This window comes from Microbacterium sp. AC035, assembly GCF_979258485.1.
In genome coordinates this window covers 1053114-1070661 of sequence record NZ_OZ409858.1, presented here as the reverse complement: position 1 = coordinate 1070661, position 17548 = coordinate 1053114, and the positions used below count along the sequence as shown (strand labels likewise).

21 protein-coding genes and 1 tRNA gene are annotated in these 17548 nt (G+C 66.9%); 15 read left to right on the top strand and 7 right to left on the bottom strand.

Annotated features, from left to right (window positions below; genetic code table 11):
- Positions 1 to 69 precede the first annotated feature (69 nt).
- Both ACZ0AA_RS05185 and aceE read right to left on the bottom strand, forming a co-directional pair.
- The gene (locus ACZ0AA_RS05185; RefSeq protein ID WP_400860013.1) at positions 70 to 1275 is read right to left on the bottom strand and encodes a PucR family transcriptional regulator; all 1206 of its coding nucleotides are present in this window, start codon (positions 1273 to 1275) and stop codon (positions 70 to 72) included.
- A 31-nt stretch (positions 1276 to 1306) separates the two neighbouring features.
- Positions 1307 to 4033, bottom strand: coding sequence for a pyruvate dehydrogenase (acetyl-transferring), homodimeric type (gene aceE, locus ACZ0AA_RS05180; RefSeq protein WP_463512318.1), 2727 nt, complete (start codon positions 4031 to 4033; stop codon positions 1307 to 1309).
- A 152-nt stretch (positions 4034 to 4185) separates the two neighbouring features.
- Between aceE and ACZ0AA_RS05175 the strand changes: the two genes are divergently transcribed.
- Together ACZ0AA_RS05175 and ACZ0AA_RS05170 are read left to right on the top strand one after the other, a co-directional pair.
- Positions 4186 to 4258: transfer RNA gene (locus tag ACZ0AA_RS05175), tRNA-Val, on the top strand.
- A gap of 163 nt (positions 4259 to 4421) precedes the next feature.
- Entirely contained in the window at positions 4422 to 4856 is a 435-nt protein-coding gene (locus tag ACZ0AA_RS05170; protein WP_463512317.1) for an HIT family protein, read from the top strand.
- 5 nt (positions 4857 to 4861) lie between these two features.
- On the opposite strand, the gene ACZ0AA_RS05165 is transcribed toward ACZ0AA_RS05170, so the two are convergent.
- On the bottom strand, positions 4862 to 5203 hold the full coding sequence (locus tag ACZ0AA_RS05165) for a DUF7882 family protein (RefSeq protein ID WP_463512316.1): 342 nt from the start codon (positions 5201 to 5203) through the stop codon (positions 4862 to 4864).
- Between the two features lie 27 nt (positions 5204 to 5230).
- On the bottom strand, positions 5231 to 5434 hold the full coding sequence (locus ACZ0AA_RS05160; protein WP_400860019.1) for a hypothetical protein: 204 nt from the start codon (positions 5432 to 5434) through the stop codon (positions 5231 to 5233).
- Positions 5435 to 5532: 98 nt separating this feature from the next.
- Here ACZ0AA_RS05160 and ACZ0AA_RS05155 point away from each other — a divergent pair, with 98 nt between their 5' ends.
- The 3 genes from ACZ0AA_RS05155 to ACZ0AA_RS05145 are packed head-to-tail and all read left to right on the top strand — an operon-like array spanning position 5533 to position 7718.
- Positions 5533 to 5925: a thiol-disulfide oxidoreductase DCC family protein gene (locus ACZ0AA_RS05155; protein WP_400860020.1), complete on the top strand. Its 393-nt coding sequence runs from the start codon at positions 5533 to 5535 to the stop codon at positions 5923 to 5925.
- Between the two features lie 24 nt (positions 5926 to 5949).
- Positions 5950 to 7587: a sodium-dependent transporter gene (locus ACZ0AA_RS05150; RefSeq protein WP_463512315.1), complete on the top strand. Its 1638-nt coding sequence runs from the start codon at positions 5950 to 5952 to the stop codon at positions 7585 to 7587.
- Positions 7584 to 7718, top strand: a complete 135-nt coding sequence (locus tag ACZ0AA_RS05145) for a methionine/alanine import family NSS transporter small subunit (protein WP_400860023.1) — start codon at positions 7584 to 7586, stop codon at positions 7716 to 7718. Before ACZ0AA_RS05150 ends, ACZ0AA_RS05145 begins: the two co-directional genes overlap by 4 nt.
- A gap of 63 nt (positions 7719 to 7781) precedes the next feature.
- Here ACZ0AA_RS05145 and ACZ0AA_RS05140 read toward each other — a convergent pair whose 3' ends face one another.
- From ACZ0AA_RS05140 to ACZ0AA_RS05130, 3 genes are read right to left on the bottom strand one after another with little or no spacing between them, the layout of a single operon-like run.
- Positions 7782 to 8069: a DUF6510 family protein gene (locus tag ACZ0AA_RS05140; RefSeq protein ID WP_463512314.1), complete on the bottom strand. Its 288-nt coding sequence runs from the start codon at positions 8067 to 8069 to the stop codon at positions 7782 to 7784.
- Positions 8069 to 8794: a ferredoxin reductase gene (locus ACZ0AA_RS05135; protein WP_463512313.1), complete on the bottom strand. Its 726-nt coding sequence runs from the start codon at positions 8792 to 8794 to the stop codon at positions 8069 to 8071. The genes ACZ0AA_RS05140 and ACZ0AA_RS05135 overlap by 1 nt, the downstream gene beginning before the upstream one ends.
- Positions 8791 to 9381 (bottom strand): sulfite oxidase-like oxidoreductase, encoded by a 591-nt coding sequence (locus tag ACZ0AA_RS05130; protein WP_463512312.1) that lies wholly within the window; start codon positions 9379 to 9381, stop codon positions 8791 to 8793. The genes ACZ0AA_RS05135 and ACZ0AA_RS05130 overlap by 4 nt, the downstream gene beginning before the upstream one ends.
- Before the next feature lie 263 nt (positions 9382 to 9644).
- Between ACZ0AA_RS05130 and ACZ0AA_RS05125 the strand changes: the two genes are divergently transcribed.
- From ACZ0AA_RS05125 to fliG, 10 genes are all read left to right on the top strand, one after another.
- Entirely contained in the window at positions 9645 to 10418 is a 774-nt protein-coding gene (locus ACZ0AA_RS05125) for a sigma-70 family RNA polymerase sigma factor (RefSeq protein ID WP_400860030.1), read from the top strand.
- A 117-nt stretch (positions 10419 to 10535) separates the two neighbouring features.
- A complete protein-coding gene (locus ACZ0AA_RS05120; RefSeq protein ID WP_400860033.1) occupies positions 10536 to 11360 on the top strand; it encodes a flagellin N-terminal helical domain-containing protein in 825 nt (274 codons plus the stop codon).
- A 102-nt stretch (positions 11361 to 11462) separates the two neighbouring features.
- Positions 11463 to 12827, top strand: a complete 1365-nt coding sequence (gene fliD, locus ACZ0AA_RS05115) for a flagellar filament capping protein FliD (protein WP_463512311.1) — start codon at positions 11463 to 11465, stop codon at positions 12825 to 12827.
- A 40-nt stretch (positions 12828 to 12867) separates the two neighbouring features.
- The gene (gene fliS / locus ACZ0AA_RS05110) at positions 12868 to 13281 is read left to right on the top strand and encodes a flagellar export chaperone FliS (protein WP_400860037.1); all 414 of its coding nucleotides are present in this window, start codon (positions 12868 to 12870) and stop codon (positions 13279 to 13281) included.
- Between the two features lie 6 nt (positions 13282 to 13287).
- A complete protein-coding gene (locus ACZ0AA_RS05105) occupies positions 13288 to 13566 on the top strand; it encodes a hypothetical protein (RefSeq protein ID WP_463512310.1) in 279 nt (92 codons plus the stop codon).
- Between the two features lie 108 nt (positions 13567 to 13674).
- Positions 13675 to 14022 carry a flagellar basal body rod protein FlgB gene (locus ACZ0AA_RS05100; protein WP_400860041.1) on the top strand — a complete coding sequence of 116 codons (348 nt, stop codon included), beginning with the start codon at positions 13675 to 13677 and terminating at the stop codon, positions 14020 to 14022.
- Positions 14019 to 14411, top strand: coding sequence for a flagellar basal body rod protein FlgC (flgC, locus tag ACZ0AA_RS05095; RefSeq protein WP_400860043.1), 393 nt, complete (start codon positions 14019 to 14021; stop codon positions 14409 to 14411). Before ACZ0AA_RS05100 ends, flgC begins: the two co-directional genes overlap by 4 nt.
- Positions 14411 to 14728: a flagellar hook-basal body complex protein FliE gene (fliE, locus tag ACZ0AA_RS05090; protein ID WP_400860045.1), complete on the top strand. Its 318-nt coding sequence runs from the start codon at positions 14411 to 14413 to the stop codon at positions 14726 to 14728. Before flgC ends, fliE begins: the two co-directional genes overlap by 1 nt.
- A gap of 2 nt (positions 14729 to 14730) precedes the next feature.
- The gene (gene fliF / locus ACZ0AA_RS05085) at positions 14731 to 16371 is read left to right on the top strand and encodes a flagellar basal-body MS-ring/collar protein FliF (protein WP_463512309.1); all 1641 of its coding nucleotides are present in this window, start codon (positions 14731 to 14733) and stop codon (positions 16369 to 16371) included.
- The gene (gene fliG, locus ACZ0AA_RS05080; RefSeq protein WP_400860049.1) at positions 16368 to 17450 is read left to right on the top strand and encodes a flagellar motor switch protein FliG; all 1083 of its coding nucleotides are present in this window, start codon (positions 16368 to 16370) and stop codon (positions 17448 to 17450) included. Before fliF ends, fliG begins: the two co-directional genes overlap by 4 nt.
- Positions 17451 to 17548: the final 98 nt, after the last annotated feature.

The window sequence follows — 17548 nt, the reverse complement described above, 5'->3', positions numbered from 1 at the left end:
ATGATCCATCACAAGATTCGAGAAAACCCTTGTGTGTGGCGTACAGCTGATCGGCGCGCGGAGCGCAGATCAGCGCGAAGGGCGACGCAGGGGAGCCCGGCGACGGACCTGCTCTGCGGCGCCGATCGACCCGAGGATGAGCGCGGTCTGCAGGATCAGAGCCTCGCGAGGACCCGTGGCGTCCCAGCCGATCACCTCGCTGACACGCTTGAGGCGGTAGCGCACGGTGTTCGGGTGCACGAACAGCTCTCGGGCGGTGGCCTCGAGCGAACGCCCGTTGTCGAGGTAGCTCCAGAGGGTGGTCACGAGATCTGTGGAGTGCGCCTGCAGCGGACGGTAGATGCGCTCGATCAGCGTCTGCTTGGCGAGCGGATCGCCCGCGAGCGCCCGCTCGGGAAGGAGGTCGTCTGCGTCGACAGGCCGGGGAGCGCTGCGCCAGGCGCGGGCCACAGCGAAACCTGCGAGGGCCGCCCGTGCGCTCTGACTCGCGTCGACGAGTGCGGCGACCGCGGGGCCGAGGACGACGTAACCGGGGCCGAACGAGGGTTCGAGGCGCGAGGCGATCTCTTCGAAGCCGAGTTCTTCCTCTTCGCCTTCTGCCGGTTCCTGGCCCGCGATGCGAGCGCGGCCGATCACGAGCACGAGTCGGGATCCCTGCACTCCGATCAGCACGTCGACCGCGAGCTTCCGCGCTGTGCGGCGCACGAGATCGACGTCGAACTGCGGGGGAGTCGTGCCGACCAGCACCGCGACTTCTCCGTGACCGTGCCAGCCCAAGGCGGCGATCCGGCTCGGCAGCTCTTCGTCCGCCTCACCGGTGAGGATGGAGTCGACGACGAGCGCCTCGAGCCTCGCATCCCACAGACCACGAGCCTCAGCGGCTCGGGCGTAGACGTCGGCAGCGGCGAAAGCCACGTCGCGCGAATAGAGCAGGATCGCCTCGCGGAGATCTGCGCCTCGTCCGGCGACGCGCTCCTCTGTCACCTCGACCGTGACACGGATGAGTTGCAGAGTCTGCTGCAGGCTGACGCTGCGCAGCAGCTCGCGCGGCGCCGCGGCGAAGATGTCGGCGGCGATCCATGGCGTCGAGGTCGGATCCTCATACCACTGGATGAAGGAGGTGATGCCCGCCTGAGCCACCAGCCCGACCGCAGAGCGGCGGGCTGGTGGCATGTCGGCGTACCACGGAAGGGTGTCCTCGAGGCGCTTGATGGTCACCGAGGCGATGTCGCCGGAGATCCGGCGCAGCCAGGTGAGCGTGGCGGACTTGTCCATGCCGCGCGAAGAGGAACCCGTCACCGATGGCTCAGCTTTCGCCGCCCGCGTTGCCGCTGGTGCCGGCGTTCACGTCGTGCAGGCTGTACTTCTGGATGGCCTGCGCGGCGAGAGAACGGTCGACGACCCCGTCTTCGGCGAGCGACTGCAGCGTGCGGACGACGATCGACGGACCGTCGATCTTGAAGAACCGACGAGCGGCTGCACGCGTGTCGGAGAAGCCGAAGCCGTCGGCACCCAGCGTCGCGAAACGCTGCGGAACCCACGGACGGATCTGGTCCTGCACGGCGTGCATGAAGTCGCTCACGGCGACGACCGGACCTTCGGCCCCCTGCAGCTTCTGCGTGAGGTACGCGGTGCGCGGCTCTTCCTCCGGGTGGAGGAAGTTGTGCTCGTCGGCGGCGAGTCCGTCGCGGCGCAGCTCGGTCCATGAGGTGACCGACCAGACATCGGCTATCACGCCCCAGTCGTTCTTCAGCAGCTCCTGCGCCTCGAGTGCCCAGGGGAGTCCGACGCCCGATGCGAAGAGCTGGGCGCGCGGGCCCTCGCCCTCTCCGACCGAGATGCGGTGGATGCCGCGCACGATGCCGTCGACGTCCACATTCTCAGGCTCGGCGGGCATCACCATCGGCTCGTTGTAGAGCGTGATGTAGTACATGACGTTCGGGTCTTCGTGGTTGCCGCCGTACATGCGCTCGAGACCGGAGCGCATGATGTGCGCGATCTCGTAGCCGTAGGCCGGATCGTACGAGACCGTCGCCGGGTTGGTGGCGGCGAGCAGGTGCGAGTGGCCGTCGGCGTGCTGCAGGCCCTCACCGGTGAGCGTGGTGCGGCCGGCCGTGGCACCCATGATGAACCCGCGGGCCATCTGGTCGCCGGCGGCCCACTGGGCGTCACCGGTGCGCTGGAACCCGAACATCGAGTAGAAGAGGTAGATCGGGATAAGCGGCTCGCCGTGCGTGGCATATGAGGTGCCCGCCGCGGTGAACGCCGCCAGTGCGCCGGCCTCGTTGATGCCGACGTGCACGATCTGGCCCTGCGGGCTCTCCTTGTAGGCGAGGAGGAGCTCACGGTCGACCGACGTGTAGTGCTGACCGTTCGGGTTGTAGATCTTCGCAGACGGGAAGTACGCGTCCATTCCGAACGTACGGGCCTCGTCGGGGATGATCGGGACGATGCGGTGGCCGAAGTCCTTCGAACGCAGCAGGTCCTTCAGCAGACGGACGAACGCCATGGTCGTGGCGATCTCCTGGGTGCCCGAACCCTTCTTGGGCAGTGCGTACGCGGTGTCGTCGGGGAGCGAGAGCCCGACGTGCGTGGAACGACGCTCCGGCAGGAAGCCGCCGAGGGCGTTGCGACGCTCGAGCATGTACTGGATCGTCTCGTCCTGGGGGCCCGGGTTGTAGTACGGGGGCAGGTACGGGTTCTCCTCGAGCTGCGAATCCGTGATGGGGATGTGCATCGCGTCGCGGAACGTCTTGAGGTTGTCCAGCGTCATCTTCTTCATCTGGTGGGTCGCGTTGCGGCCCTCGAAGTGCGGACCGAGGCCGTAGCCCTTGACGGTCTTGGCGAGGATGACGGTGGGCTTGCCCTTGTGCTCTGTCGCAGCCTTGAACGCGGCGTAGACCTTGCGGTAGTCGTGGCCACCGCGCTTGAGGTTCCAGATGTCGTCGTCGGAGTAGTCCTTGACGAGGGCTGCGGCGCGCTCGTCGCGGCCGAAGAAGTGCTCGCGGACGTACGCGCCGGACTCGGCCTTGTACGTCTGGTAGTCACCGTCGGGGGTGACGTTCATCAGGTTGAGCAGCGCGCCCTCGGTGTCGCGGGCGAGCAGGTCGTCCCATTCGCGACCCCAGACGACCTTGATGACGTTCCACCCCGCACCGCGGAAGAACGACTCGAGCTCCTGGACGATCTTGCCGTTGCCGCGCACAGGGCCGTCGAGGCGTTGCAGGTTGCAGTTGACGATGAACGTGAGGTTGTCGAGACCCTCGTTGGCAGCGACCTGCAGCTGACCGCGGCTCTCGACCTCGTCCATCTCGCCGTCGCCGAGGAATGCCCAGACGTGGGACTCGGACGTGTCCTTGATGCCGCGGTTCTCGAGGTACTTGTTCGACATCGCCTGGTAGATGGCGTTGATCGGACCCAGACCCATCGAGACGGTCGGGAACTGCCAGTAGTCCGGCATCAGTCGAGGGTGCGGGTACGAGGGGATGCCGTACGGCGCGTGCGACTTCTCCTGGCGGAAGCCGTCGAGCTGGTCTTCGCTCAGACGGCCCTCGAGGAAGGAACGGGCGTAGGTGCCGGGGGAGGCGTGGCCCTGCACGAAGATCTGGTCTCCGCCGCCCGGGTTGTCGAGACCCTTGAAGAAGTGGTTGAAGCCCACTTCGTACAGCGCGGCCGACGACGCGTAGGTCGAGATGTGACCGCCGACGCCGATGCCGGGGCGCTGCGCGCGGTGCACCGTGATGGCCGCGTTCCAGCGGATCCAGGCGCGGTAGCGGCGCTCGACCTCTTCGTCACCGGGGAACTCGGGCTCGTTCTCGGGCGCGATGGTGTTGATGTAGTCCGTGGTCGGGACCATCGGCACGCCCAGGTGCAGCTCCTTGGAGCGCTTGAGCAGGCTGAGCATGATCTCGCGGCCTCGACCGTGGCCCTTGGCGTCGACGAGCTCGTCGAGCGACTGCTGCCACTCGCCCGTCTCATCCGGATCGCTGTCGAGCGGGCCCTGGGAATACGGATCCTGGTCGTGCACAGTCACGGGGAGCCTTTCGTCAAGCTGGCAGGTCATGCCAATGAAACGGGAAGCGACGCGGGCAGCCTTGTCGGCTGTGCACAACGCGTGCCGCCCTCAGCCTATCCCCCTTCCACGACATCAGCGCGCACCGGGTCATCTGTAGACTGGACGCACCAGGGCCTTTAGCTCAGCTGGTAGAGCGCCACGTTTACACCGTGGATGTCGTCGGTTCGATCCCGGCAGGGCCCACCTCGATCTCGTCCTGGCTCTGGGCTGCGCTGGAAGATACCGCACGCTGGCGCTGATGGCTAGACAGGACGCCTTCTTTCCTGAGACGTCACGCCTCTCGTAGAGTTCTTCGTGGACTCTGAGCGGCTCGCGGACGTCAAGTCGATGCCGGGAAGGAGGCCACGTGAACACGTGTCAGAAGTGTCAGTTCGCAGTGGCCAATCCGGTCGGCAGCCTGAGCGTATCCCGCGTCGGACTGCTCTCGGACGCCCGGTTCCCCGGCCGCAGTGTCGTCAGCCTGCGCGATCACCACGACGACATCGCCGACGCGCCGCCGGCAGTCGCGGAGCTGTTCATGGCCGACATCCACTGCGCGACGCGCATCATCCGACGAGCCACCGGCGCCGACCGTGTCGATGTCGCCTTCTCCGGCGACACGGACTCGCACGTGCACGCGCACCTCGTCCCGCGTCGCCGCGACCGCGATCCGCGGCCGGACAACGGCCCATGGGAGGATCCGAGGGGGCACCGCCCGCTCGAGCCGCTGCCCGAGGCGATGGCCATCGGTCTGCTCAGTGCCGCGTTCGACGTCGCTGGCGCCGGTCCGCTCAGCTCATAGGCGAGTCATGATCGGGGTTGAGCGGCGCCACCGCTCTCAGAGCTCGTCCTGCCATCGGGTTCGCGGACGACGTACAACCCGGACGGTGCGTTCGCGGTGAACGCGAGCGCCTCGATCCACTGCCGGTTGAGGTCGGGCACCTGGCCGACGGAGTAACTGAAGACGAGGTTGCAGCCCGGGTGCAACCACACCGTGCTGCGACCGCCGCCGACGCTGGAGTCATCCCTCCACGTGAAGAGAAAGGGCTCACTTCGTCGTAGCTTCGTCGTCACGACCACCTGCAGATGGTGGAGCGTGCGATCGTCGATCTCGGCCTTCTGGCTTCCCTCGTACACGAACCTGCCCATGATCTGCCGTTGCCTGCTGAACTCTTGTCAGCGTGAGGTCGGCGGAAGCTTGTCGACGCCGTGCCGGTGGGGCTTGTCGGGTTCGGCGGCCGTCTCGGGCGTCGCATGCGCGCGCCCGGTCGGTGATCCGGAGCTCGGGTAGTGGGGCTCTTCGATCTCGATCGCCCTGTCACGCTCGTCGAGCGGAGGCAGATGATCGAGCGGTTGCTTGATGTCGTCCGGGTGGCTCATGGCGACAGGCTCCATCAGGCTCCGAGCGATGAACAGGGGCTTGTGATCAGGAGGATCCTGTGGTTCCGGACATCGGTCCGGGGCGTAGGGTCGACGCTATGCGTCCGAAACCGCTGCTCGTCTTCGACGGTGACTGTGCCTTCTGCACCACGTGGGTGCGGCGACTCGAGCGGTGGCTCGTCAGATTTCCCGAGGCTCAGCCGTGGCAGTGGCTCGACCTCGATGAATTCGGACTGAGCTCGGACGACGTCACCCGCTACGTATGGTTGCTGGTCGGCGAACGCCGGTTCCGCGGTCACGCGGCTTTCGCGGCGCTGCTGAGGATGCAGCGCTCGAGGCCCCTGCGCGTCGTGGGCCAGGTGCTGGTCACGCCCCCGTTCTCGTGGGCAGCGGCACTCGGCTACAGACTGATCGCCCGCTTCCGGCACCGGCTTCCCGGGGGCACCGCCGCCTGCGCCCTGCCGCGGGCCGAGAGTCGCGATGTCAACTGATCGCGACTCCGGTACTCTCGGCGCATGGCCACCGCAACGTCGCAGACCCCGAAACGCGAGGCCTTCGGCTCGCGCAACGTCTTCATCCTCTCTGCGATCGGCTCTGCCGTCGGTCTGGGGAACATCTGGCGGTTCCCCTACGTGGCGTACGAGGGCGGAGGCGGGGCGTTCCTCATCCCGTATCTGTGCGCGCTGCTGACCGCCGGAATCCCGCTGCTCTTCTTCGACTACGCGATCGGACACCGATTCCGCGGTTCCGCGCCGTTGGCCTTCCGGCGGATGCACCGCAGGGCTGAGCCGCTCGGCTGGTGGCAGGTGCTCATCTGCGTGGTGATCGCGGTCTACTACGCGGTGATCATCGCGTGGGCTGCGATGTACACCTGGTTCTCGGCGCAGTTGACCTGGGGGCCCGGCAACGAGAACGACTTCTTCTTCGTGGACTTCCTCCGCTCAGCCGACGTCGCCGAGATCGGCATCTCGACCGAGTTCGTGCCTCAGGTCGGGCTGCCGCTCGTCGCGGTCTGGCTGATCGTCATCGTCATCATGGCGCTGGGCGTCAAGCGGGGCATAGGCAGGGCCAACATGATCCTGATGCCTCTGCTGACGGTGATGTTCGCGATCCTCGTGGTGCAGTCGCTGTTCCTTCCCGGCGCGATGGACGGGCTGAACGCCTTCTTCACCCCGAACTGGGAGGCACTCGGAGACCCCGCCGTGTGGGCATCGGCCTACGGTCACATCTTCTTCTCGCTGTCGGTGGCCTTCGGAATCATGGTGACGTACTCGTCGTACCTGAAGCGCAAGACCGACCTCACCGGTTCCGGTCTGGTCGTGGCGTTCGCGAACTCCGGCTTCGAGATCCTCGCGGGAATCGGCGTGTTCGCGGCCCTCGGCTTCATGGCGCAGGCGCAGGGCACCGAGGTTGCCGGAGTCGCATCGTCGGGGATAGGCCTGGCGTTCATCGCGTTCCCGACGATCGTGTCGCAGGCGACCGGCGGCTCGATCATCGGCGTCCTGTTCTTCGGGGCGCTGGTCTTCGCCGGCGTGACCTCACTCATCTCCATCCTCGAGGTCATCGTCGCGGCGCTGCAGGACAAGCTCGGGTGGGCGCGCATCCGCACGACCCTCACAGTGTCGATTCCGCTCGCGATCGTCTCGATGGCCCTCTTCTCGACGACCACTGCTCTGTCGGTCCTCGATACGGCTGACGCGTTCGTCAACGCCTTCGGCATCATGGCCGTCGCGCTCGTGGCCGTGATCGTCGTGGCCTGGCTGCTGCACAAGCTGCCGGCGCTCGTCGATCACCTCGATCGCCGTTCGAGTTTCCGAGTAGGTCGGGTCTGGATGCTGCTCGTCGGTGCGCTCGCGCCCCTGGTGCTCGGCTACCTGTTGGTCACCGAGCTGATCTCGAAGATCGCAGAGCCGTATGGCGGCTATCCGGGATGGTTCCTCGCCGTCTTCGGATGGGGCATGGTGATCGCCCTCGTCGTGATGGCGCTGCTGCTGTCGGCGCTGCCGTGGAGCGGTCGTTCGCACGCCAAGGACGACCCGGAGTACGACGAGTTCCTCGCCGAGGAAGACTACGAACCCGATGCGGAAACCTCGTCGATTCCGACGGTGCCGGGCTCGGAACCTCGCACGATGGAGAAGGGAGCAGGCGCATGACCACGACAGCCATCGTCATGATGATCATCGCGATGGTCACGATCTGGGGCGGACTCATCGCCGCCGTCGTGAACCTCGCGCGTCACCCCGAGGTCGCGGACTCGGAACCCGCTCCGCCCGTGGAACTCTGACCGACGCCGGTCGCCGCGCCTGATCGCGGCGTCGCCCCAGGACCCGCACCCCGCATATCTCTTCTATCGTTCGTCGGCCGGCCAGCTCAGACGACTCAGCGCGCCGATCACCAGGGTCGCTCTCCCGTCGGCGCGCAGACAGGTCAGCAGCGTGCGCCCGCACCCGCGGCAGAGCAGGATCACGCCGGCCGGATCGAGCTCGGCGACGGCGTCGGCGAGGTCGGCTTCCCTCTCGCAGTGCGTGCATGCCGCTCGGGCAGCGGTCATGTCCCTGCCGAAGAACTCGAGCAGGATCCCGCCGGCGGCGTTGCCGTCGACTCTCGTGCGATGACCGGGGTGGACAGCGTCCATCAGGAACCTCCGAAACGCTCGGTGCGGATGCGGTCGGGCGGATGCCCCGTCGCAACGAGCAGATCTGCGACCGCCTCGACGAAGCCGGTCGGCCCGCAGACGTACACCGAGGGGCGCTGTGCGGCGGGGATGGTCGAGGCCTCGAGCGTCGCAGCATCCACCCTGCCGGCGCGGCGGGCGAAGCCGACGGGTGCCGAGCGGCTGTACGCCCAGTCGACGCTGAAGGCGTCGTCGGTGAGATCGCCCAGTTCGTCTGCGTAGAACGCGTCTTCCGCGGAACGCACCGCGTACAGGAGCCGCATCGGTGCGGAGCTGGCCGAGCGCGCATGTTCCCGGGCCATCGCGAGGAGCGGCACTATCCCTGATCCGCCCGCGATGAGCTGCACGGGTTCCGTCTGCGCAGGGGTCCACACGAAGTAGGCGCCGATCGGACCGCGAACCTCCAGCTCGTCGCCGGGTCGGACATCCTCGACGAGATACGGAGAGACCTCGCCATCCGGCAACTCGTCGACGGCCAGCTCGAGCACGTCGCCCTCCCCGGACGATGCGAGCGAGTACGACCGCACGGCCTGATAGCCGTCCTCAGCGGTCAGGCGCACGTCGACGTGCTGGCCGGCGAGGTTCCCCGGCCACCCGTCGACCCGTAAGGAGAGCACACGCCCATGCGGTGTGGCTCGTCGGACCTCCAGGACGCTGGCGACAAGCCACAGCGACGACGAGGTCACCAGTAACGCTCCTCTTTCCACGGATCGCCGTACATGTTGTATCCGTTCTGCTCCCAGAACCCCGGTTCGTCGTTCACGAGCAGATCCAGGCCGTGGACCCACTTCGCGGATTTCCAGAAGTAGAGGTGGGGGACGAGGAGCCGGGCGGGGCCGCCGTGCTCTGCGGCGAGCGGCTCGCCCTCGAACTCGAATGCGATCCACGCCCTGCCGCCGGTCAGATCGGCGCGCGGGACGTTGGTCGTGTACCCGCCGTAGGAGAAGACGCGGGTGAAGTCGCCGTCTCCGGCATCCTGCAGCAGATGATCGAGGGAGACGCCACGCCACTGGGTGCCGAGCTTCGACCACCGGGTCACGCAGTGGATGTCTGTGGTGATGGTGTCGATCGGCAGCGCCTGGAGGTCGTCCCACGACCAGGTGCGGCGGATGCCGTCGAGACCGACGACGGCGAACTCCCACGTATCGGTGGAGACGCGCGGCGTCGGCCCCGCCGAGAGGACGGGGAAGTCCTCGGTGAGGTACTGCCCCGGGGGGAGGCGGTCATCCGATTCGCGTCGCCGTGCACCGAAGCCGCGGGAGATCACACCCATGATCGTCTTCTTTCGTCGAGCCGGAGCGGGAGCTCGGAGTCGCTCCTGAGGAGGCGCACTCCGTATGCGACCGAGTCTAGGGCCGCGTCGGACCGAAGAGCTCGATCATTTTTTACTCATAAACGTGTTGTTCATGCTAGCTTCACTCGTAAAACAGTTGTTCAAGCCACGGAGTCACATTGCTGAGTAGTTTCGCTGTTTCTGCTGATTCCTCTCAGCCCGACAACACCTCCGTCTCGCCCGAGAGGCTGGCACGCGACAACATGCCGCTCGCGACCTTCCTGGCAGTCGAGAAGGCCCGCTCTGCGACACATGTCGACCTCGACGATCTGCTCTCCGCCGCGCGCATGGGCCTCGCACGAGCAGCGATGTCGTACGACGCAGCGCGCGGCATTCCGTTCGGCGCCTTCGCGAGCAGTCAGATCAACTGGGCGATGCTGTCGGAGATGCGTCGAGCAGACCCCGCCGGCGAGCGCAGCCGCGACAAGATCGAGCGCCTGCGGGTCGCCGCCGAGACAGTGCTCGCCCGCACCGGCCGCGTGGCGAGTTCGACGGAGCTCGCGAGGGAGTCGGGGTTCGCGGTCGACGTCGTCGCGGAGATGATGAAGCTCGACGAGATGGTGCGGACGGCGGTCAGCTTCGAAGAGCACTTCGACGCCGAGACCGGACGTCAGGCGGCCGACCTCACCGACAACGTCATCCTCCCCGAGCACGCGGTCGAGCAGTCCGAGACGCGGACGATGATCAACCGCGTGGTCGACGCACTGCCGGCGGCCATGCAGCAGGTGGTGCGTGGGATCTACCTCGAGGATCGGATGGTGAAGGACATCGCCGAAGAGCTCGAGGTCAGCCATGCCTACGTGTCCAAGCTGCGGTCCAAGGGCCTCTCGCTGATGCGCGAAGCCATGGAGGCGTGGGAGAACGGCACTTCGGGTGACCGCACGACCAAGGCGAGGGCCGAGTTCTTCGAGAGCCTGTTCGGGCCGGTGCGCGCCGAGAGCCGTGACCGGTCGAGCGAGCTTCTCGCCGCTGTCTGACGCCTCTGCCGGAATCTTCCGAATCGTTGGTTACGACCGCGGCGCATGTCGCGAATGTGGATTGTGCAGGCCCACGGATGGGCTCGCGTCCAGCCCCATAACCACGGAGGAATTCTCATGGGTCTTCAGATCGCAACCAACGTCGGTGCACTCAACGCGTACCGCAACCTCTCTGTCAACCAGAACGACGTCTCGAAGTCGCTCGAGAAGCTGTCGAGCGGTCTGCGCATCAACCGCGCAGCCGACGACGCAGCCGGCCTCGCCATCTCCGAAGGTCTGCGCTCGCAGGTCAACGGCCTGAACGTCGCAGCCCGCAACGCTCAGGACGGCATCTCGGTCATCCAGACCGCAGAAGGCGCCCTGACCGAGGTCCACTCGATCCTGCAGCGTGTCCGCGACCTCGCGGTGCAGGCGGGTTCCGACTCGAACAACGCGGATTCGCGTGACGCCATCAAGACCGAGATCAACACGCTCGGCGAGGAGCTGACCCGCGTCGCAGCCAGCACGAACTTCAACGGGATCAAGCTGCTCGACAGCGCGAGCACCCTGACGTTCCAGGTGGGTGCGGGCTCGGAGGCGGCCGAGGACCAGATCGCGGTCACCCTGACCGACTTCTCCGGCCTGGGTGCGACGATCAGCGGCCTGACCGTCGACTCCGCAGCGACTGCTCTCGCCTCGATCGCGACGATCGACACGGAGATCACCGGTGTCTCGTCGGCTCGCGCCGGTCTCGGTGCGGTGCAGAACCGCTTCGAGTCGACGATCAACTCGCTGCAGGTCTCGGCCGAGAACCTCGCTGCGGCCAAGAGCCGCATCGCGGACACCGACATGGCCGCCGAGATGGTCAAGTACACCGCCTCGAACATCCTGCAGCAGGCCGGCACCGCCATGCTCGCGCAGGCGAACCAGTCGGGCCAGGGCGTCCTGCAGCTTCTCCGTTGAGTCGCTGCGCCTGAGGCGCATCAGGCGCCCGGGCGGAGTCATCTCCGCTCGGGCGCCTTCCTGTAGGACACCCTTGACCGCATCGCACGGAAGACGACCGGGATGAAACTCGACGGACTCGTATCAGGGCTCAAGACCGAAGAGCTCATCAAGGCGCTGATGGACGTCTCGGCGATCCCGAAGACGCTGATCACGAATAAGATCACAGATCGAAACTCGATCATCACCAACCTCCAGTCGCTGAACACCACGCTGCAGGAGCTGGTCGCGAAGTCGAAGACCGCAGCGGGTGCGACCTCTCTGGCCTCATTCACCGCGTCCTCGTCATCCGAGACCGTCACCGTCACGGCCGGAGCCAAGGCCAGCGCGTTCTCGACCGCCATCGTCGTCGATGCCGTCGCCACCGCGCACTCGATCGTGACGGCAGCAGGCGGATCCACGGAGTGGGGCGGCGCGTTCACGCTCGTCGGCTCAGACGGCGAATCGATCGAAGTGACACCCCTCGGCACCGGGCCGCAGGATCTCGCCAAGGCCATCAACGCGTCGAAGGCGGGAGTGAGCGCCACGGTCGTCCCCGCAGGGATCGATGCCGACGGCAAGCCCCTGTCGCGCATCCAGCTGACGTCGATCGAGACCGGCGCTGCCGGAGAGTTCACCGTGCACAGAGGCACGGTGGCAGACGTCGCCGCCGGAACCTCTGTGGATCTCGGTGCCGAGCCCGGCGCCGCCGTCATCACGCAGGGAGCCGACGCCCGCATCCGTCTGTTCGCCGGCACTGCCGCAGAGCAGACGCTGAACAGCGCGAGCAACACGATCAGCGTGGGGGAGGGCATCGAGGTCACGGTCACGAAGCCGAGCACCGATCCGGTGACGGTGACAGTGGCTCGGGATGCGAAGAAGCAGACCACGACGGCCGAGACGTTCGTCAAGGAGATCGCGTCGCTCCTGACCCGCATCGACAAGGGGTCGACCGCGACGGTCGGAGCAGTCGGGGAGGCCACCACGCTGGGCGTGTTCACGGGAGACAGCACGGTCCGAAACCTTCGCGGTGCACTTACGAGCGCGATGCAGCATCCGGTCGACGGCGTCTCGCCCTCGACGATCGGCATCTCGATCAGCGACAAGGGTGTGCTCTCCTTCGATGCAGAGAAGTTCGCCAAGGCGCTGGCCGAGGACCCTGAGAAGACCCAGGAGCTGTTCTCGGCGATCGCGGGCCGTGGCGAAGGAGTCACCGAGCAGTACTCCGACAAGTACGACGGTCTGCTCACCCAGAGGATCACCGGCCAGGAGGCCGAGGTCAAGACGCTCAAGACCCAGGTCGAGCGATGGGACATCCGACTCGAGCAGCGCCAGGCCACACTCGAGCGCACCTACGCCCAGCTCGAGGTGCAGCTGTCGAAGCTGCAGTCGCAGTCGTCGTGGCTCACCTCGCAGCTCGCCGGCCTCAACAGCACGACGACGTCGTGACCTGAGCACCGCCACCACCATCGCATCGGAGAACAGAACCATGCCCATCACCTCTCTCGACCGCGCCAAGCAGCAGTACCTCGAGCAGCAGGTCGCCTCGGCCACGCCTGAGCGCCTTCTCGTGCTGCTGTACGACCGCCTGCTGGTCGACATCGAACGCGCAGACGCTTCGCAGGACTCCGGAGACTGGGCGGCGGCGGGCAACCACCTCGTGCACGCGCAGCAGATCGTCGCCGAGCTGAACGGCTCGCTCACCGATGAGTGGGACGGCTCCGCGGAGCTGCATGGTGTGTACACCTACCTCACGGGTCGTCTGATCACCGCCAACATCGCTCGTGACCGAGCCGCCACCGCAGAGTGCCGAGCTCTCGTGGTCCCGCTGCGCGAAGCGTGGCATGCCGCCGCTGCGGCGATCACGTCGAGCACGCAGTCGCCCATCACGGCACTGGCCTGAGCGACCGTGCCGGACAACCTCTCGGCCTGGCTGACCGTGCTCGATCAGTTCGAGCGGGCCCTCGACGCCGCCGACGAGCAGCTGGACGAGCAGCCCTTCGAGGCGCCGCCCGGCCCCGTGCCGGACGAACTTCGCGAGCGCGCGGAGGCGGTTCTCGCGCGCCAGCAGCTCATGATCGGCGGACTCGTCACCTCCCGCGCCAACGTCGCTCGAGAGATCGCCGCTCTGCGACGGGTGCCGACCTCGAAGACCGATGCGCCTGCATATCTCGACGTCCAAGGTTGAGAATCACGGTTACGGGAGCGGTCGCGTGTCGCGATAGTCGACTCAGAGCACGGATCGCTCGACGATTGGCCACGGATCGGCCTCTCCACCAACGTCCGGAGTGCCCCCGTGCTCGAATCCGTCACCTCCTCTGCGCTGATCAGCGCCCTCGACGGGCTGGCCCTGCGCCAACGCGCGATCGCTGAGAACATCGCCAACGTCAACACCCCCGGCTACCAGGCCCAGCGCGTGCAGTTCGAGGATGAGCTGCGCTCAGCCGTCGAAGGCGGTTCGGGCACCGTCGGCGCGACGGTCGAGCGATCGCTCGAGCCGACCAGACTGAACGGCAACAACGTCAATCTCGACACCGAGACCCTCTCGAACATCGACACCGTGTTGCGCTTCCAGTTCGCGAGTCAGGCGATCGGCGGCCAGGCGGCGTCGATCACCAAGGCGATCGGGCAGGCCTCCGCATGACCTTCGACGCGATCGGCATCGCCGGCACCGGCCTGACCGCGCACCGCAAGTGGCTCGACGCGCTCAGCGACAACATCGCGAACGTGAACACTGCCACCCCTGCGGGCCAGGAGGCCTTTCGAGAGAAGTTCGTCACGGTGCAGGCCGGCACGGAGAGCCCCGGCGTCTATGTCGCCGGCGTGGTCGAATCCGATGCCGAGGCCAAGCTCGTGTACGACCCCGAACACCCCTACGCGAACGACGACGGCTACGTGCAGTACCCGAACGTCGAGCTCGGCGATCAGATGAGCATGCTGATCCTCGCCCAGCGCGGCTACGAGGCGAACGCCGCCGTGGTCGATCGTGCCAAGACCACCTACGAGGCCGCACTTCAGATCGGCCGCAACTGATGTCGGGCATCGAGGCAGTCGGCGCGGCCGGCGTCACGCCGCTCTCCGCGCTCAGCTTCGAGACGGGCCCAGAGGCATCCGGCGCGTCGGCATCGGGCAGCACCTTCGCGACATCGCTCTCGGGCGCCGTGGAGAACCTCCAACAGTTGCAGTCCTCGTCGAACGAACTCGCGGTCCAGGCGGTCACCGGTGACCTGCAGGACATCCATCAGGCGATGATCGCCTCGACACGCGCCTCCGTGACGCTTGATCTGGTGGTCGCGGTGCGCGACCGCAGCGTCTCGGCATTCAACGAGATCATGAGGATGCAGGCCTGACGATGCCCAAGATGCTCACGAGCTACTACGACCGCGCGAAGCAGGTCGTCTCAGGATTCACGCTCGCACAGCGAACGATCGCCATCATCGGCGTCGCGCTGCTGGTGATGGGAGCGATCGCGCTCGGCGCGTGGCTCACCAAGCCGCAGATGAGCCCTCTGTTCACGGGCCTCAGCGCCGGCGATGCCTCGGCCGTCGTCGAGCAGCTGAAGTCGGCGGGCGTGGGCTACGAGCTCACCGAGGGCGGCGCGACCATTCTCGTCCCAGACGACCAGGTCTACGCGCAGCGACTGGCAGCGGCATCGGCCGGGCTTCCCGGCGACACCAGCGAGGGGTACACGCTGCTCGACGACATGGGTGTGACGGCAAGCGAGTTCCAGCAGTCCGTCACCTACAAGCGCGCGATCGAAGGCGAGCTCGCGGGCACGATCGGCGCCATGGAGGGCATCTCCACCGCGTCGGTGCAGCTCGCGATCCCCGAGGAGAGCGTCTTCGTCTCGGAGCGGCAGAGCCCGACCGCATCCGTGTTCGTGAAGACCCGCAACGGCTCGACCCTCGGCGACGAGAAGATCGAGGCCATCGTGCACCTCACCAGTGCCGCAGTGCCGGGGATGACCCCGGAAGACGTCGCCGTCACCGATCAGGACGGCCGGGTGCTCTCCGCCGTCGGCACCGGACTCACCGGCAGCTCGTCGAAGCAGGCGACGGAGCACGAGGCGAAGGTCGCGGCGTCGGTCAGCAGGATGCTCGAGACGATCGTCGGGCCCGGCAACGCCACAGTGACGGTCGCGGCCGATGTCGCGAACTCGACCTCGGAGCGCATGGACGAGACGTACTCGGCCCCCGAGGGCGAGCTGCGAGCCTCGGAGGAGACCAAGACGGAGACCTACAACGGCGGTCAGGCCGGCGGCACCGGCGTGCTCGGCCCTGACAACATCGCGGTTCCCGACAACGCAGACGGCACCGGTGCCTACGAGTTCGAGGAGACGTCGCGCGACAACGCCGTGAACAAGTCCACCGAGAAGACCATCACTCCGGCAGGAGAGGTCACGAGGCAGACGGTCAGCATCGCGCTGAACAGGGGAACAGTCACGGGTGTGACGGCGAACCAGATCGAATCGCTCGTGGCGTCGGCCGCCGGCATCGATGTCGAGCGGGGTGACGAGATCGCCGTCGAGTTCGTCGAGTTCAACCAGGCAGGAGCGACGGCGGCGCAGACCGCTCTCGCGGCGGCAGAGGCCGAGCGCGAGGCGCAGCTGCAGCAGGAGCTGCTGCGATCCGCGATCATCGGGGGATCGATCCTGCTGGCCGTGATCATCCTGATCGTCTTCCTCGTCGTGCGCCGCAAGATGAAGCGCCGCGTCCTCTACACCGATGAGGGCCCGATCGAGTACTTCGCCACGGTCACCGAGAGCGAGGAGCAGAAGCTCCGTTCGCTCAGGGGGCTCAAGGAGGCGGAGGCGATCATCGCCCCCGCCCCCACAAAGCTGCTGCCCTCGGCATCGGTCGACCTCGATGACGAGCCGGAGCCCGACAAGGTTCTCGTCGAGCGCCGGCGCCGTGAGATCGATGATCTGGCGAAGCGCGAACCCGACACGATCGCCAGCGCACTGGCCGACCTGATGGACGAGGCGACCGTATGAGCGCACTGACCGAGCTGCTCGATGCGCAGGCCGACACGGTCGAGGTCTCGACCGCCGTGGCACCCGCAGTGACTCCCGTGCCGGAGATGAGCGGCCTTCGCAAGGCCGCGATCGTGCTGATGAACATGGACCGCGCCGCCAGTGCGGAGGTCCTGCGTCATCTCGGTGAAGAGCGATCCGAGATGCTCGCCGCGGAGCTCACGCAGCTCGGAGGGGTGGACGTCGCTTCGACGGCCCGCGCTCTCGCTGAGTTCCGGCGCATCGCGACCGGCGGTTCGGTGCCGTCTCGAGGCGGGCAGGAACTCGCCACCGGACTGCTCGAGACGGCGTTCGGGCGCGAGAAGGCCGTCGGCATGGTCGGCCGGGTGATGTCGCAGGGGTCGGTGTCCTTCGACTTCCTGAACGCAGCCGACCCGGCCCAGCTCGCCACGATCATCGAGGGCGAGCTTCCGACGACGGTCGCCGTGGTACTGGCGAACCTGCGAGCCGATCGAGCGGCGGCCGTGCTCGCCGCGCTGCAGGACCCGCTGCGCACGGATGTCGCCCAGGCGATCGCGACGATGGGCACCGCCACCCAGGAGGCGATCTCGATCGTCGCCGACTCCCTGCGCTCTCGCACCGGCGTCTTCGCCATGCGCGACAACCACGAGTCGATCGGCGGCGTCCAACCCCTGGTCGAGATCATCAACCGGTCTGACACCGCCCTCGAGAAATCGCTGCTCGCGAGCCTCGAGGGGCGCGACCTGGCATTGGCAGAGGACATCCGCAGTCGCATGGTCACGTTCGCCGACATCGCCCGCCTCGAGGACCGCGACGCCCAACGGGTGCTGCGAGGTATCGACCTCCGCATGCTGGCGCTCGCGCTGAAGGGCGCAGACGAGCAGATCACCGACAAGGTGAAGAGCAACATGACCGAGCGCAACCAGGAGAATCTCGCGGAGGAGACCCGAGTGCTCGGCCCCGTGCGCATGCGTCAGGTCGACGAAGCCCGCGCCGAGATCGTGCGCATCATCCGCGACCTGGAGGCCGCCGAGGAGATCACGATCTCTCGCGAAGACGAGGATGAGCTCATCGAGTGATCCCTCTGACGGCAGGTGATTCGGCCGCGATGGTTACGGCCGCGAAGGGACGTCGCGATAGTGGGCAGGGAGCACGGATCGCTCGACCTTCGGGCCAC

What these genes read in the sequence shown, in the direction of transcription:
- ACZ0AA_RS05185 (WP_400860013.1), bottom strand. Translation starts at nt 1,275, where the DNA reads ATGGACAAGTCCGCCACGCTCACCTGGCTGCGCCGGATCTCCGGCGAC.
- ACZ0AA_RS05165 (WP_463512316.1), bottom strand. Translation starts at nt 5,203, where the DNA reads ATGGGCAGGTTCGTGTACGAGGGAAGCCAGAAGGCCGAGATCGACGAT.
- ACZ0AA_RS05160 (WP_400860019.1), bottom strand. Translation starts at nt 5,434, where the DNA reads ATGAGCCACCCGGACGACATCAAGCAACCGCTCGATCATCTGCCTCCG.
- ACZ0AA_RS05155 (WP_400860020.1), top strand. Translation starts at nt 5,533, where the DNA reads ATGCGTCCGAAACCGCTGCTCGTCTTCGACGGTGACTGTGCCTTCTGC.
- ACZ0AA_RS05150 (WP_463512315.1), top strand. Translation starts at nt 5,950, where the DNA reads ATGGCCACCGCAACGTCGCAGACCCCGAAACGCGAGGCCTTCGGCTCG.
- ACZ0AA_RS05145 (WP_400860023.1), top strand. Translation starts at nt 7,584, where the DNA reads ATGACCACGACAGCCATCGTCATGATGATCATCGCGATGGTCACGATC.
- ACZ0AA_RS05140 (WP_463512314.1), bottom strand. Translation starts at nt 8,069, where the DNA reads ATGGACGCTGTCCACCCCGGTCATCGCACGAGAGTCGACGGCAACGCC.
- ACZ0AA_RS05130 (WP_463512312.1), bottom strand. Translation starts at nt 9,381, where the DNA reads ATGGGTGTGATCTCCCGCGGCTTCGGTGCACGGCGACGCGAATCGGAT.
- ACZ0AA_RS05125 (WP_400860030.1), top strand. Translation starts at nt 9,645, where the DNA reads ATGCCGCTCGCGACCTTCCTGGCAGTCGAGAAGGCCCGCTCTGCGACA.
- ACZ0AA_RS05120 (WP_400860033.1), top strand. Translation starts at nt 10,536, where the DNA reads ATGGGTCTTCAGATCGCAACCAACGTCGGTGCACTCAACGCGTACCGC.
- fliD (WP_463512311.1), top strand. Translation starts at nt 11,463, where the DNA reads ATGAAACTCGACGGACTCGTATCAGGGCTCAAGACCGAAGAGCTCATC.
- fliS (WP_400860037.1), top strand. Translation starts at nt 12,868, where the DNA reads ATGCCCATCACCTCTCTCGACCGCGCCAAGCAGCAGTACCTCGAGCAG.
- flgC (WP_400860043.1), top strand. Translation starts at nt 14,019, where the DNA reads ATGACCTTCGACGCGATCGGCATCGCCGGCACCGGCCTGACCGCGCAC.
- fliE (WP_400860045.1), top strand. Translation starts at nt 14,411, where the DNA reads ATGTCGGGCATCGAGGCAGTCGGCGCGGCCGGCGTCACGCCGCTCTCC.
- fliF (WP_463512309.1), top strand. Translation starts at nt 14,731, where the DNA reads ATGCCCAAGATGCTCACGAGCTACTACGACCGCGCGAAGCAGGTCGTC.
- fliG (WP_400860049.1), top strand. Translation starts at nt 16,368, where the DNA reads ATGAGCGCACTGACCGAGCTGCTCGATGCGCAGGCCGACACGGTCGAG.